Annotated in this window: 11 protein-coding genes; 3 read left to right on the forward strand and 8 right to left on the reverse strand. The window is 74.0% G+C overall.

Annotation, left to right across the window (positions count from 1 at the left end; translation table 11 throughout):
- Positions 1-128: 128 nt before the first annotated feature.
- From C1I92_RS16755 to C1I92_RS16765, 3 genes are read right to left on the reverse strand one after another with little or no spacing between them, the layout of a single operon-like run.
- A complete protein-coding gene (locus tag C1I92_RS16755; protein WP_146605170.1) occupies positions 129-1256 on the reverse strand; it encodes a hypothetical protein in 1128 nt (375 codons plus the stop codon).
- Positions 1253-1879 carry a hypothetical protein gene (locus tag C1I92_RS16760; RefSeq protein ID WP_111255798.1) on the reverse strand — a complete coding sequence of 209 codons (627 nt, stop codon included), beginning with the start codon at positions 1877-1879 and terminating at the stop codon, positions 1253-1255. The genes C1I92_RS16755 and C1I92_RS16760 overlap by 4 nt, the downstream gene beginning before the upstream one ends.
- Positions 1876-3213 carry a hypothetical protein gene (locus C1I92_RS16765; RefSeq protein ID WP_146605171.1) on the reverse strand — a complete coding sequence of 446 codons (1338 nt, stop codon included), beginning with the start codon at positions 3211-3213 and terminating at the stop codon, positions 1876-1878. Before C1I92_RS16765 ends, C1I92_RS16760 begins: the two co-directional genes overlap by 4 nt.
- A gap of 125 nt (positions 3214-3338) precedes the next feature.
- On the opposite strand from C1I92_RS16765, the gene C1I92_RS16770 reads away from it, so the two are divergent.
- Both C1I92_RS16770 and C1I92_RS16775 read left to right on the forward strand, forming a co-directional pair.
- On the forward strand, positions 3339-4325 hold the full coding sequence (locus tag C1I92_RS16770; protein WP_111255800.1) for an ATP-binding cassette domain-containing protein: 987 nt from the start codon (positions 3339-3341) through the stop codon (positions 4323-4325).
- A complete protein-coding gene (locus tag C1I92_RS16775; protein WP_111255801.1) occupies positions 4322-5113 on the forward strand; it encodes an ABC transporter permease in 792 nt (263 codons plus the stop codon). Before C1I92_RS16770 ends, C1I92_RS16775 begins: the two co-directional genes overlap by 4 nt.
- On the opposite strand, the gene C1I92_RS16780 is transcribed toward C1I92_RS16775, so the two are convergent.
- Positions 5082-8297 (reverse strand): AfsR/SARP family transcriptional regulator, encoded by a 3216-nt coding sequence (locus tag C1I92_RS16780; protein ID WP_111255802.1) that lies wholly within the window; start codon positions 8295-8297, stop codon positions 5082-5084. The two genes, C1I92_RS16775 and C1I92_RS16780, sit on opposite strands and share 32 nt — an antisense overlap.
- Positions 8298-8329: 32 nt before the next feature.
- On the opposite strand from C1I92_RS16780, the gene C1I92_RS16785 reads away from it, so the two are divergent.
- Positions 8330-9322 (forward strand): Rpn family recombination-promoting nuclease/putative transposase, encoded by a 993-nt coding sequence (locus C1I92_RS16785; RefSeq protein WP_111255803.1) that lies wholly within the window; start codon positions 8330-8332, stop codon positions 9320-9322.
- Between the two features lie 5 nt (positions 9323-9327).
- Here the strand turns inward: C1I92_RS16785 and C1I92_RS16790 are convergent, their stop codons facing one another.
- From C1I92_RS16790 to C1I92_RS16805, 4 genes are read right to left on the reverse strand one after another with little or no spacing between them, the layout of a single operon-like run.
- Positions 9328-10143: a serine hydrolase domain-containing protein gene (locus C1I92_RS16790; RefSeq protein ID WP_111255804.1), complete on the reverse strand. Its 816-nt coding sequence runs from the start codon at positions 10141-10143 to the stop codon at positions 9328-9330.
- Between the two features lie 9 nt (positions 10144-10152).
- The gene (locus tag C1I92_RS16795) at positions 10153-11361 is read right to left on the reverse strand and encodes a Cmx/CmrA family chloramphenicol efflux MFS transporter (RefSeq protein ID WP_158564171.1); all 1209 of its coding nucleotides are present in this window, start codon (positions 11359-11361) and stop codon (positions 10153-10155) included.
- A gap of 14 nt (positions 11362-11375) precedes the next feature.
- A complete protein-coding gene (locus C1I92_RS33860; protein WP_111255805.1) occupies positions 11376-11954 on the reverse strand; it encodes a TetR/AcrR family transcriptional regulator in 579 nt (192 codons plus the stop codon).
- A 59-nt stretch (positions 11955-12013) separates the two neighbouring features.
- On the reverse strand, positions 12014-14053 hold the full coding sequence (locus C1I92_RS16805; protein WP_111255806.1) for a M3 family metallopeptidase: 2040 nt from the start codon (positions 14051-14053) through the stop codon (positions 12014-12016).
- Positions 14054-14059 lie beyond the last annotated feature (6 nt).

Below are 14059 nucleotides of genomic sequence, written 5' to 3' on the forward strand. Positions count from 1 at the left end.
CTCCGGCGTCGTGCTTGGCACGCTGCAGGCGACCTTCCGTGCCGGAGATGCGGCGTTTGTGGATCGCTCCCGCGTGCCAAGGCCGGCGCTGCGCTGCATGGGTGGCGGGGCGCCGAAGTCCAACCTGGCTAGCGCGGGTCCTGGAGGCGGTCGAGCAGGTCGGGGGCGAGGGCGCCGAACCCCGTCGAGGCCCAGGGCTCGACGCCGGCGTCCATGTAGTGGACGACGGTGTCGCCGGTGGGCAGGTCGAGGATCTCCGGCTCGCGACGTTTGCCGAGGTCGCGAGCGCACGCGGCGCAGCAGGGAACGTCGCGCCGGCCGGCCGCGGTCTTCCATTTCGCCTTCGTCGTCGCCGGGCCGTGCAGCGGGTTGAAGAAGCAGGCCGCCGACGGCGTCCAGGTCCGGCCGTCCGCGGCGTGGCTCAGCGCGTCGTCGCCGCGGCGGGCCAGCACCAGCGCGCCGATCGCGTCCGCCGCCGCGTCGGAGCGGTCCAGGATCGCCGTCGCCGCCTGGTAGTGGTCGAGCGCGGCGGCCCAGGTGGCGCTGTCGTCGCCGTGCTCGATCTCCAGCGCGCGGATCCGGTCGCCGAGGGCGGCGGTCTCCGTCTCGGCCCGGCGGCGCCACTCCTGGGTCTGCGCCGACGAGATCCGGCGCAGCGCCCGCCGCTTCAGGGCGACGTCGCCGCGGGGGCGCCGGCGCCGCAGCAGCCACCATCCGACGACGGCGACGAGGACGACGCCGAGGCCGATCGCCACCGGCGGGTCCATGCCGAGCACCTGCGAGTCGTCGGAGCCGGTGCTGGTGGCGGTCTCGCTGTCGGGATACAGCTCGGCGTACTCCTGCTCCGCCGTGCCGCCGGTGAAGATCTCCACCGTCTCGGTCACCTGGAGCGCGAGGTCGCTCGGGTACCTGTCGCCGGCAACGTAGGTGGCCAGCGCGTCCTCGTTGTTCGTGACGGCGTTGTAGCTGGTCGCCTCGACCCGCCACGCGTCGACGCCGGAGTAGCGGGCGACGAAGTAGACACCGTCCGCCGGCGCCGCACGGTGCACCTGCGCGACGAGCTGGTTGGCGGAGACGTCGGAGTCGTAGGTCAGCGGGACCACCAGTACGTGCACCGCGGGGTCGGCGCCGTCGACCATCGCGGCGAGGCCGGACAACTGGTCGGCGGTGAACTGATCGGCGAGGGCCGGGTCGACGTGCACGCCGTCGTCGGCGAGGTCGGCGGCGATCGCCGCGGGATCGGGCTCGTAGATCATGCCGCCCTCCGGCGCCGCACCAGCGCCCACCCGATCAGCACGACCACGCCGGCGCCGATGCCGCTGACGCCGCCGATCGTCAGGGCGGCGGCGACCATCTCGCCCGTGCCGCCCCAGTAGTGGCTGCTGGTGTCCTCGCCCACCTCGTACTCCCGCCCGTCGTTCTCGTCGATCAGCCGCAGCAGCGCGGCCGCGTCGGTCGTGACGTCGTAGCCGGACAGGTACTCCGCCTCGATGCCGACGTCCGTGCTGTCGACCTCCTCGCCGGGGCTGACCTGCAGGTACAGCCCGGGCCGGCCGGTCAGGTCGCCGATCTGGTGCAGCACGTCGGACGCCCGCCCGTACCCGGCCTGGTCGCTGTCCGGCCACACGACGAGGAAGGCCTGCGGGTCCGACGCGGCGGCCGCGGCGTCCAGCCGGGCCAGTTCGTCGTCGGTGAACGTGCCGGCGGAGGCCGGATCGACGTACACGTGCCGCTCGTCGAGGACCGCGGCAGCGGCTCGGGCCCGCTCGGTCGGCGGCCGGTCCGGCGTGACGTCGGGCGCGGCCAGCCACCACGCGAGCGCGCCGCCGCCCGCCGCGGCGACCAGCGTGATCAGCAGTCCCACCAGCCGCCGCGTCATCGGCGCCCGCTCCGGTCGTCGAGGACCTGCGCCGGCAGGTCGCCGACCAGCGCGCCGAATCCGGTCCGGGCCCAGATGGTGGACGTCTCGGTGTACGGCGCCCAGCCGCGGAACCGCCGCCGGACCGCCAGGAACGCGTAGGGGGAGCGGGCGCAGTCGCGGCACGCGGGCGCATCGATGGACGAGCCCTCCAGCCGGACCGTGTCGCGGGCCTCGCCGTGCAGCGGGTCGACGAAGCAGGGCCGGTACGGCGGCCGCTTCGGAGAGCCGGTCCGCTCGACCTCACGGACGGCGATGGCGGCCAGCACCGTCGCGCCGACGGCGTCCAGCGGGTCGCCGGTCGCGAGGACGCGGTCGCCGGCCTCGACGGCGTCGGCCGCGGTCGTACCGGCCGGCGACGTGAGCCGTTCCGCGGACAACGACGCCAGCCGCCGTCGCGCCTCGTCCAGTTGCCGGGTGGCGGTCGCCGCGATGTCGGCCGGGACCGCCGTGGTGGGTGCACCCCGCCCGGTCCGGGTGGGACCCACCCTAGAGGGCGGGTCCGACAACGTCGCGCCGGCGGACGCGACCTGCTGCTGTCCGGCGGACGCGGCCCGCTTCCGGTCCGCCGCGCGGCTCCGCTGGTCGGCGAGCCGCCGCCGCACGTCGCCGCGACCGGCCGGAGCGGCCCGGGCCACCACGAGCGTGACGATGACACCCGCGACGAGCAGGCCGAACGACGTCGCGAGCACGGCCACCCGGCGCCCGGCCGTCGCGTCCGCGCGGTCGTAGTCCGAGTCGGCGAGGAACGCCCATGGCTGCGCCGCGTACTCGTCGACCATGGCGTCGGGCAGCTCCTCCAGCGGCGCGGCCGCCCAGCGCAGCGTCAGCACGGCCTCGAGCAGCGCCGACGCCTGCGGGTACTCGCCCGGCCCGGACGACTCCGCCCGTTCGAGCGCGAACGTCACGGGCGCGAGGTAGGCCTCGTCCAGCTCACCGCCACCCCACGACCGGGTGTAGGAGATGCCCTCGCGGAACTCGACGTGGTAGAGGCCGTCGCCCAGCTCGGCGCGGAAGAGCGCGGCCGCCTGCTCGGCGATGGAATCCGTGCCGGCCAGATCGGCCGGGGTGTCGGCCAGGACGACGTACACCGGCACGCCGACGTCGGCCGCAGCCTCGGCCAGCACGTCGTGCGCCGCGGCGGAGTCGCCCATGCCCATCGACGGCTGCACCAGGATCGGGTCGTCGCGCAGCTGGGCGACCAGCTCGTCGACCGTGTCAGCAGGCGGTGACAGCGCGTTCGCCGGAGCCCCCAGGAGCAGCGCGGTCAGAGCCAAGGTAGGGGCAAGGGGCACCGGAACACCTTACTGGCGCATGTCAGCGGCCGTGTCAGCGCCATGTCAGCGCGGTCTCACGGCCACATCAGGGGCGACGCCCAGAGTGGTCGCATCGGCACCGAGCGACCACGAAACGAGGGACCATGACACTCGACCGACCGGCGGCGATCGCCGCGACCGGCCTGCGCAAGGCCTACGGCGAGCAGACCGTGCTCGACGGCATCGACCTCACCGTCGCCGAGGGCACCGTCTTCTCGCTGCTGGGCCCGAACGGCGCGGGCAAGACCACGACCGTGCAGATCCTCTCCACGCTGATCCAGGCCGACGGTGGCAGCATCAGCGTCGCGGGCCACGACCTCGCGGCCGACGCCGACGGCGTCCGCGGCGCGATCGGCGTCACCGGCCAGTTCTCCGCCGTCGACAACCTGCTCACCGGCGAGGAGAACCTGCTGTTGATGGCCGACCTCCATCACCTGGACCGGCACGAGGGCCGGCGCCGGACGGCCGAGCTGCTGGAGCGGTTCGACCTGACCGACGCCGCGGCGAAGGCGCCGTCGATGTACTCCGGCGGCATGCGCCGCAAGCTGGACCTGGCGATGACGCTGATGGGCGACCCGAAGGTGATCTTCCTCGACGAGCCGACGACCGGTCTGGACCCGCGCACCCGGCGCACCATGTGGGAGGCGATCCGCGAGCTGGTGGCCGGCGGTGTCACGATCTTCCTCACCACGCAGTACCTGGAGGAGGCCGACGAGCTGGCCGACCGGATCGCCTTGCTCGACCACGGCAAGATCGTCGCCGAGGGCACGTCCGACGAGCTCAAGCGGCTGATCCCGGGCGGGCACCTGCGGCTGCAGTTCGACGACCCGGCCGAGCTGGACCAGGCCGCCCGCACGTTCGCCGGCTCCACCCGCGACGACGCAGCGCTCGCGCTGCAGATCCCCAGCGACGGCGACGTGCACTCGCTGCGCGCCGTCCTCGACCACCTCGACGTCGCCTCGATCGAGGTCGCGTCGCTGACCGTCCACACCCCCGACCTCGACGACGTGTTCCTCGCGCTGACGGGTCGTCCCGCCGAGGCCGCCGAAGAGGCCGCCGGCGAGACCGCTGAGAAGGAGACCGTCCGATGAGTACCCTCGCACTCGCCGCCCGCGACTCGCGCACGATGCTGCGGCGCAACATGCGCCGCTGGGTCCGCTACCCGGCGATGACCGTGCAGCTGATCGGCATCCCGGTGATCTTCCTGCTGATGTTCGCCTACGTCTTCGGCGAGACGCTCGGCGCCGGGCTCGGCGGCCCGAGCGGCGATCGCGCCGACTACATCAACTACCTGGTGCCCGGCATCATCCTGATGACGGTGTCCGCGTCGGTCCAGGGGACCGCGATCTCGGTCGCGATGGACATGCACGAGGGCATCATCGCCCGGTTCCGGACGATGGCGATCTCGCGCGGCGCGGTGCTCACCGGGCACGTGATCGGCAGCTTCCTGCAGACGCTGGTGGGCCTGGTCATCGTGACGGGGGTGGCGTTCCTCATCGGCTTCCGCACGAACGGCAACGTGGCCGAGTGGATCGCCGCGATAGGCCTGATCTGCCTGTTCTCCATCGCGCTGACCTGGCTCGCCGTGGCGATGGGGCTCAAGGCGAAGAGCGTCGAGACGGCCAGCAACCTGCCCACCCTGCTGGTGCTGCTGCCGTTCCTGGGCAGTGGCTTCGTGCCGACCGACTCGCTGCCGGCCGGGATGAGCTGGTTCGCCGAGTACCAGCCGTTCAGCCCGGTGATCGAGACCGTGCGCGGGCTGCTGCTGGGCACCGAGATCGGCACCAACGCCGTCCTCGCGCTGGCCTGGACCGCGGCGATCGGCCTGTTCGGCTACGTCTGGGCGCTCAGGCTGTTCCGCCGGCCGCCGGTCCGCTGATCGTCTGGCCCAGCACCGACGCGGCCGTCTCGCGCACCAGCGAGACGGCCGCCGTCGCGTCGACGGCGTCGAGCTCGCGTGCGGCGACGGCGGTCAGCTCCGCGGCCGCCTCTTCGCCGAGCGCGGCGCGGACCGCCTCCTCGGCCCGGGTCGCCTCGGCCTGGGACCGGTCCGGCCCGCCGGCCAGCACCGTCACCGCGGCCAGCAGCCGGGCGGCGTCGGCGGGCCGGTCCCGCCGCAGCGCGTGGTCGGCGAGGCCGACCAGGGTCCGGCCGAGCACGTCCTCGTCGCCGATGTCCAGGGCCAGCCGCGTCGCCGCCGCCCGCTCGGCCGCCGCCTCCGCCAGGTCGCCCGCCGCGGCGGCGAGATGGCCGCGCGAGTCGTGCACCATCGCCCGGAACAGCGGGTGCACCGAGATGGTCGCCAGCAGGGCGTCGGCGCGGTCCAGCTCGGTGCGGGCGGTGTCCAGGTCGCCGGCCCAGCGCGCCAGGTCGCCCTTGTACAGCGCGAGCCCGGCGACGGCGTCCGGCCAGGCCAGGCCCGCCGCATCCCGCTCGGCCCGGTCCAGCGCCGCGGCGCTGCCCGCGGTGTCGCCGAGCAGCCAGCGCAGCTGCGCCTCCTTGCCGCGCATGAACACGACGTCCTCGGTGGTGCCGACCTCGCTGGCGGCGACGATCGCCTCCTCGTAGTGCGCAAGCGCCGCCGCCAGGTCGCCCTGCCGGGCCAGCAGGTCGGCCAGCGTCGTCAGCCCGAACGAGATGCCCCAGCGTTCGCCGGTGCTGCGGAACTCGGCCAGCGCCAGCTCCGACGGCTCGCGCCGCTCGGCGAACGGCAGCAGCCGCGCGTGGTTGAGCCGGCCCAGCGCGCGGATCCACGGGTCCTCGTCGTCGAGCAGCTTCGCCATCGACGCGGCGAAGAGGTCGTCGCCGTATCTCATGAAGTCGGCCAGGCCGCCGACCATGCGCAGCAGCGCGTTGCTCCGGTTGCCGCCGCAGAGCCGCTCGGCCTCCTCGACCCAGTCCTTGACCTCCTGCTCGTCGCCGAGCCCGGCGGTCGCGATCATCGCCAGCCCGGCGTAGGCGGTGGCCCGGGTGACGTCGTCGACGTCGCCGGGCGCCGTGAGCGCCTCCGCCGTCAGCTCGCCGGCCTCGGCCCGATGGCCGGACAGCCACCAGTACCACATGGCGGCGGTGGCCAGCCGGAGCGCGCCCGGGGCGTCACCGGCCGCGACGGCGCCGCGCACGGCGGCGTTGAGGTCGTCGTGCACCGCCGCCAGCCGGCGCAGCCACTCCAGTTGCTCGGCCCGGCGCAGGTGCGGCTCGGCCCACTCGGCGAGGTCGGTGACGTAGTCCAGGTGCGCCCGGCGGACGGTTTCGCGCTCGCCCGCGTCGTCGAGCCGCTCGAGCGCGTACGCCTTGATCGTCTCCAGCATCCGGTACCGCGGCACGTCGCCGTGGTCGTCGACCAGCAGCAGCGACCGGTCGCTGAGCGAGCTGAGCCGGTCCAGCACGTCGGCGCCGTCGCCGCACACCCGGGCCGCCGCCTCCGCCGTCGCGCCGTGCGCGAAGACCGCGAGCCGGCGCAGCACGACCCGCTCCGGCTCGGGCAGCGGCTCCCAGCTCCAGTCGACGACGGCGCGCAGCGTCTGGTGCCGGGGGAGCGCCGTGCGGCTGCCGCCGGTGAGCAGGCGGAACCGGTCGTCCAGCCGGGCGGCCAGCTGGTCGACGGTCATCGTGCGCAGCCGGGCCGCGGCCAGCTCGATCGCCAGCGGCATGCCGTCCAGGGCCCGGCAGATCCGGGCGACGGCGGGTGCGTCGGCGGCGGTGACGGTGAAGCCGGGCCGCACGGCGCGGGCGCGGTCGACCAGCAGCCGCACCGCGTCGGAGCCGAGCAGGCCGGCCGGGTCGTCGTCGTGCTCCGGCAGCGCCAGTGGCTCCACCGGCCAGACCGCCTCGCCGGTGATGCCCAGCGGCTCCCGGCTGGTGGCGAGGATGCGCAGCCGCGGACAGTCGCCGAGCAGCCGGTCGGCCAGCGCCGCCGCGGCGTCGATGACGTGCTCGCAGTTGTCCAGTACCAGCAGCGCCTCGCGGGTGCGCAGCACCGACACCAGCCGGCCGATCGCGTCGTCGCCGGAGGAGAGGAACAGCTGGTCGCGCAGGTCCAGCGCGCCGAGAACGGCGGCCGCCAGGTCGGCGCCGGCGGTGACGGGCGCCAGCTCCACCAGCCAGACGCCGTCGGGCATCCGGTCCAGCAGCGCGCGCGACGCCTCGCCGGCCAGCCGGGTCTTGCCCGACCCGCCCGGCCCGGTCAGCGTGGTCAGCCGGTATTCGCCGACGAGGTCGTGCACCCGGGCCACGTCGGCGTCGCGGCCGACGAAGCTGGTCAGGCCGGCGCGCAGGTTGGTCCGCGGCGGCGTAGGCGGCAGGGCCGCGGCCGGTGCGGCCACGGGCTCCGCTGCCGGCAGCTCGCCGCGCAGGATGCTCGTGTGCAGCGCGGCCAGCTCGGCCGACGGATCCGTGCCCAGCTCGTCGGCCAGCGCCGCCCGGGTCCGCTCGTAGGCCGCCAGTGCCTCCGCCGGGCGGCCGGCGGCGACCAGCGCCCGCAGCAGCTGGCCGGCCAGCCGCTCCCGTAGGGGGTACTCCGCGACCAGCGTGGTCAGCTCGGTGGTCAGCGCCGCGCCGCGACCCAGCCGCAGCGCCGCGTCGACGCGGTCCTCCGTCGCCGCCAGCCGCAGGTCCTCCAGCCGGGTCCGCGCGGCGTGGAAGAACTCCGACTCCGCGACGTCCAGCAGCGCCGGACCGCGCCACAGTGCCAGCGCCGCCCGCAGCCCGTCTTCGACGGCCGCGTCGTCCGGGGCGGACCGGGCCGCCGTCACCGCCCGCTCGAACCGGGCCGCGTCGACGGCGTCCGGGTCCAGCGCCAGCCGGTACCCGGCCGGGTGCGACTCGATCGCCAGCTCCGGCAGCGCCCGCCGCAGCCGCGACACGAGCGCCTGCAGCGCGTTCGCCGCGCCGGCCGGCGGATCGTCACCCCAGATGCCGTCGACCAGCCGGCCGGCCGGGACCAGCCGGCCCGGCTCCAGCGCGAGGATGATCAGCAGCGCGCGCAGCCGGGCGCCGGCCACGTACACCGGCGAGCCATCGCCGGCGCGGACCTCCAGCGGCCCCAGGATCCCGATGCGCACCGGACGATTCTGCCCTAGCGGCCTCCAGGGGCATGGCCGACAGCCCGGCGACTCTGTCGGTCCCGCCCCCTACCGTTCCCACCATGTCCAATCAGCCCAATCCGCACGACGCGGTGTTTCGCCGGGTCCTCGGTGAACCGGTCAACGCCGCATCGCAGCTGCGTGCCGTGCTGCCGGCTGGTCTGTCCGGCCGGCTGGACCTGGACCAGCTGGCCCGGGTTCCCGGCAGCTTCGTCGACGCCGCACTGCGCTGGCGGCACTCCGACCTGTTGTTCACCGCGCCCGTCAAGGGCGGCGACGTCCTGCTCTATGTCCTCATCGAACACCAGAGCAGCACCGATCCGCTGATGCCGTTTCGGATGCTGCGCTACGTGGTGCGCATCTGGGACCGTTACCTCGCGGAGCATCCCGACGCGACCCGCTTGCCCGCCGTGATCCCGCTGGTCGTGCACCACAATCGGCGCCCGTGGAGTGGCCCGGCCGACATCGTCGAGCTGCTCGATCTCGACGCCGAGGCCGTCGACGCGGCACGAGAGCACCTGCCGCGGTTCCGATTCCTGCTCGACGATCTGGCGCGTCTCGACCAGCGAGCGCTGCGTGCTCGGCCGCTCACTCCGCCGGCCCGGATCACGCTGCTGCTGCTCAAGATCGCCGCCGGCAACGCCCGTCTCGCCGACGACCTGCGGGACTGGACCGACGACCTGCGCCAGATCCTGACCGGCGCGGGCGGCATCGACGACTTTCTGGCGCTGCTGACGTACATTGAGACGGTGGGCGAGACGCCCACCGACCAGTTGCACCAGCTGTTCACGCAACTCGGACCAGAAGAGGAGGAGGCCTACGTGACCACCGCGGAGATGCTCCGTGCCGAAGGCCATGCCAAGGCGCTCGTCCAGCTGCTGACCCTCAAGTTCGGCCCGCTCACGCAGAGCACCCTCGACACCGTGCACGCCGCCTCCAGCGCGCAGCTGGAGAGCTGGACCGCTCGCGTCCTCACCGCTCAGACGCTCGACGACGTCCTGTAACGGCGTCAGCCCCGCAGCTCCGCGACGACGGCATCGCTGTAGGGCGGCCACGCCTCGGCCGCCCACGTGCCGAAGTCGCGGTCGGCCAGCGCGACGCAGGCGGCGCCGAGGTCGGGATCGACCCAGATGAACGTGCCGGCCTGGCCGAAGTGGCCGAACGTGCGCGGCGAGTTCGTGGCGCCGGTCCAGTGCGGCGACTTGCCGTCGCGGAGCTCGAAGCCCAGGCCCCAGTCGTTCGGGTTCTGCAGGCCGAACCCGGGCAGCACGCCGACCAGCCCGGGGAACTGCACGGTCGTCGCCTGCGCGACGGTGGACCGGTCGAGCAGCGCGGGCGCGAGCAGCTCGGCGGCGAACCGGGTCAGGTCGGCCACCGTCGACCGTGCGCCCGACGCCGGGGACCCCTCGAACACGGTCGCCGCCATGCCGAGCGGGGCGAGCAGGCCGTCGCGGACGTAGTCGGCGAACGGGATGCCGGTGCGCTTCGCGACGTGGTCGGCCAGCTGCTCGAAGCCGGCGTTGGAGTAGAGACGCCGCCGGCCGGGCGCCCAGGCGGCCTTGTGCTCGTCGAAGGCCAGGCCGGACGTGTGCGCCAGCAGGTGTGCGACGGTGGAGCCCTCGGGGCCGGCGGGGTCGTCGAGGTGGATCGCGCCCTCCTCGACGGCGAGCAGCGCGGCGTAGGCCGTCAGCGGCTTGGTCACCGACGCCAGCCGGAACAGCCGGTCCTGGTCGCCGTGCGCGCCGGCGACGGTTCCATCGGCCCGCACCACCGCCGTCGCCGCGTGGTCGACCGGCCACTGCTCCACGATCCGCACGCTGTCCATGGCCCGACTCTATGCGTCGCAGGTGGCCAGCGCGGGACCGGTCGCGGGGACGAGCGCACGGTCGTGTCGCCGCTCCTGGTCCCAGGCGGCCAGCGCGATGCCGAGCGCGACCAGCGCCAGCCCGGCCGCCAGCCACACCGGTGCGACGTAGCCCCAGCCGGCGGAGATGGCGGCGCCACCGAGCCACGGGCCGAGCGTGTTGCCGACGTTGAACGCCGACGTGTTCACCGACGACGCCAGCGTCGGGGCGTCGCCGGCCACCACGAAGACCCGCGCGTTCAGCCCCGGCGCGATGGAGAACCCGGCCACACCGACGGCGAACACGGCGGCGATCGCGGCCGTGGTGTTGCCGGACACCAGCGCGAGCACCGTCATCGCCGCGGCCAGCGCGACCAGGCTGCCGACGATGTTGAGGAACAGCCCGCGGTCGGCGATCCGCCCGCCGGCGGTGATGCCGAGGAAGCTGCCCAGACCGAACAGCGCCAGCACCAGCGGCACGTCGGCCTCGTCCAGCCCGGCGACGTCGGTCAGCAGCGGCGCGAAGTAGGAGAACGCGGCGAACATCGCGGACTGGAACGTCGCCGTCGTGGCCAGCGCCAGCCAGATGCGCCGGCCGCGGAACACCCGCAGCTCGTCGCGGACCCGCGGCGGCGCGGCGCTCGCCCCGGCGGCGCGCGGGACGAGCGCAGCCACCGCGATCGCCGTCAGCACGCTCAGCGCCGCGACCGCCCAGAACGCCGCGCGCCAGCCCAGCTGCTGGCCGACCCACGTCCCGGCCGGCACGCCCAGCACGTTGGCCAGCGTCAGCCCGCCGACCAGCACGGCCAGCGCCCGCGCCGTCGCCTCCGCCGCCGACAGACGGACCGCCACCACCGCCGCGACCGCCCAGAACGCGCCGGTCGCGACCGCCGACACCACCCGCGCTGCCATGAGCAGCTCGTACGACGGTGCCAGCGCGGCCAGCACGTGCCCGGCCAGGAACACCGCCGACGCCGCGAGCAGCGTCGCCTTGCGCGGCAGCCGGAGCGTCGCGACCGCCATGACCGGCGCGCCGACCGTCATGCCGATGGCGAACGCCGAGATCAGCAGCCCGGCGCGAGGGATGCTCACGTCGAGGTCGGCGGCGATCTCCGGCAGCAGCCCGGCGATCATGAACTCGGTGGTGCCGAGGACGAAGATGCTCGCGCCGAGGACGTAGACGGCCGGCGGTACACGCACGAGGGTCTCCCGTCTCAGAGGCCGTCGACGAGCGCGTCGACGATGTCGGTGAGGCGGGCACGGTCGCCGGCGACCCTGCCGACGACGTGGATGCCGGTCAGCGCCGCATGCACCAGCCGGGCCTGCGCCTCGGGGTCGCCGCCGGACGTCAGCTCGCCGGTGGCCCGGCCGCGCTCGATCAGCGCCTTCATCGTGGCGACGATCGTGTCGAAGTCGGCCAGGGTGAGCCCGGCCACCGCCGGGTCGGCGTCGCCCACCTCGACGGCGGCGTTCAGCGCCAGGCAGCCGCGCCGCTGCGGATCGGCCAGCTGGGTGTCGACGGCCCGGAGCAGGAAGCCGCGGATGACCTCGCGGACCGGGCCCTCCTGGGCGAGCAGCTCGGCCTGCTCGGTGCGGGTCCGCTCGCCGTAGCGGCGCAGCGCCTGCTCGTACAGCTCGCGCTTGCTCCGGTACGTGTTGTAGAGGCTGCTGCGGGCCAGCCCGGTGCCCGCGCACAGGTCGCTCGTCGAGGTGGCCGCGTACCCGCCCACCCAGAACACGTCCATCGCCGCGTCGACGACGGACTCGGGGTCGAACTCCTTGGGCCTGGCCATGGCCGCCACCGTAGCCGGTTCTGGACCAAGCTGTCCAGAACCGGCCGGGTGCGGCGGCGTTACTGGGTGAGGCCGCGGCGGAGGAGGAGGGGCTCGATCTGCGGGTCGCGGCCCCGGAAGTCGCGGAAGGCCTGCATGGAGTCGATGCTGCCGCCGCGGGAGAGCAGCGTGCGGCGGAAGTGGTCGCCGTTCGCCCGGGTGAGACCGCCGTTCTCCTTGAACCACTCGACGGTGTCGGCGTCGAGGACCTCGCTCCAGATGTAGGAGTAGTAGCCCGCGCTGTAGCCGCCGGAGAAGATGTGCGCGAAGTACGACGTCCGGTAGCGCGGCGGCACGGCCTCCAGCGCCACGCCGGCCTGCCTGAGCGCCTGCGCCTCGAACTCCAGCGGGTCCTCGACGACGGCGCCGACGGGCAGCTCGTGCCAGGCGAGGTCGAGCAGCGTCGCGGCCAGGTACTCCGTCGTCGCGTAGCCCTCGCCCCAGATCTGCGAGTCCAGCAGGTTCTGCACCACCGACTGCGCGAGCGGCTCGCCGGTCTCGTGATGGACGGCGTAGTTCTCCAGCACCGAGGGCCAGACCGCCCACATCTCGTTCACCTGCGACGGGAACTCGACGAAGTCGCGCAGCACGCTGGTGCCGGACAGCGTCGGATAGGTGACGTCGGAGAACAGGCCGTGCAGCGCGTGCCCGAACTCGTGGAACATGGTGTTGACCTCGTCGAACGTCAGCAGCGCGGGCTCGCCGGCCGGTGGCTTGACGATGTTGAGGTTGTTGACGACCACCGGCTTGGTGCCCAGCAGCGTCGACTGGTCGACGAAGGAGTTCATCCAGGCGCCGCCGCGCTTGGAGTCGCGGGTGAAGAAGTCGCCGATGAACAGGCCAAGGCCGCTGCCGTCCTCGTTGAACACCTCGAACACGCGCGCGTCGGGGTGGTAGGCGACCAGGTCGGTGCGCTCGGTGAACGTCAGCCCGTACAGGCGCTCGGCCGCGTAGAACACGCCGTCGCGCAGCACTCGATCCAGCTCGAAGTACGGCCGTAGCTGCGCGGCGTCGATGTCGTAGGTCTCGCGCCGGACCCGGTCGGAGTAGTGGGCCCAGTCCCACGCCCGCAGCTCGAACTCGTCGCCGATGACCTCCTGCAGCCGGGCCGCCTCGGCGTGCGCGTTGGCGACGGCGGCCGGGGTCAGCTTGCCGAGCATGTCGTGGACCGCGGCCGGCGTCTTCGCGGTGCGGTCCTCCAGCACGTACGTGGCGTGGTCGGGGTGGCCGAACAGCGCCGCCCGCTCCGCCCGCAGCGCCGCGATCCGCGCCGCCGTCTCGCGGGTGTCGTGCTCGTTGCCGTTGGCGCCGCGGCTGACCGACGCGCGGTGGATCCGCTCGCGCAGCGCCCGGTCGGTGAGCGACGTCAGCACCGGTTGCCCGCTGGGCAGCACCAGCGTGATGACGTACTTGCCGTCCAGGCCGCGCTCCCGGGCGGTCTCCGCGGCGGCGGTGACGGCGTCGGCGGACAGCCCGGCGAGCTGGGCGGCGTCGTCGACGACGACGGCAGAGGCGTTCGTGTCGGCGAGCAGCTTGTTCTGGAACGCCGTCTCCAGGCCGGACAGCTCCTCGTTGATCGCCCGCAGCCGCTCCTGCTGCGCCTCGGTCAGCCCGGCCCCGGCCCGGACGAAGTCGAGGTGGTAGCGCTCCAGCAGCCGCCGCGACTCGGCGTCGAGGTCGTCCGCCGACGCCAGCAGCGCGTCGACGCGGGCGAACAGCCGGTGGTCGAGGTGGATCGTGTCGGAGTGCGCCGCCAGCTTCGGCGACACCTCCGCCTGGATCTCCTGGATCTCGTCGTCGGCGTCGGCCGAAGCCTGGTTGAAGAACACCGCGGCGACCCTCTGCAGCAGCTGCCCGGACAGCTCCAGCGCGACGACGGTGTTCTCGAACGTCGCCGGCTCCGGATTCGTCGCGATGGCCTCCACCTCGGCCAGCTGCTCGGACATGCCACGCTCGAACGCCGGACGGTAGTGGGCGGTCTCGATGCGCGCGAACGGCGGCAGCCGGTACGGCAGCTCACTGATCGTGTCGAACGGGTTCTGCTCCGGGGATGTGTGCATGCCGGA

The sequence above is a fragment of the Jiangella anatolica genome (genome assembly GCF_003236295.1).
GTDB lineage: Bacteria > Actinomycetota > Actinomycetes > Jiangellales > Jiangellaceae > Jiangella > Jiangella anatolica.

Excerpts from the sequence above, each read along its gene's own strand:
- C1I92_RS16790 (WP_111255804.1), bottom strand. The coding sequence starts at position 10,143 with ATGGACAGCGTGCGGATCGTGGAGCAGTGGCCGGTCGACCACGCGGCG.
- C1I92_RS16775 (WP_111255801.1), top strand. The coding sequence starts at position 4,322 with ATGAGTACCCTCGCACTCGCCGCCCGCGACTCGCGCACGATGCTGCGG.
- C1I92_RS16785 (WP_111255803.1), top strand. The coding sequence starts at position 8,330 with ATGGCCGACAGCCCGGCGACTCTGTCGGTCCCGCCCCCTACCGTTCCC.
- C1I92_RS33860 (WP_111255805.1), bottom strand. The coding sequence starts at position 11,954 with ATGGCCAGGCCCAAGGAGTTCGACCCCGAGTCCGTCGTCGACGCGGCG.
- C1I92_RS16770 (WP_111255800.1), top strand. The coding sequence starts at position 3,339 with ATGACACTCGACCGACCGGCGGCGATCGCCGCGACCGGCCTGCGCAAG.
- C1I92_RS16760 (WP_111255798.1), bottom strand. The coding sequence starts at position 1,879 with ATGACGCGGCGGCTGGTGGGACTGCTGATCACGCTGGTCGCCGCGGCG.
- C1I92_RS16805 (WP_111255806.1), bottom strand. The coding sequence starts at position 14,053 with ATGCACACATCCCCGGAGCAGAACCCGTTCGACACGATCAGTGAGCTG.
- C1I92_RS16755 (WP_146605170.1), bottom strand. The coding sequence starts at position 1,256 with ATGATCTACGAGCCCGATCCCGCGGCGATCGCCGCCGACCTCGCCGAC.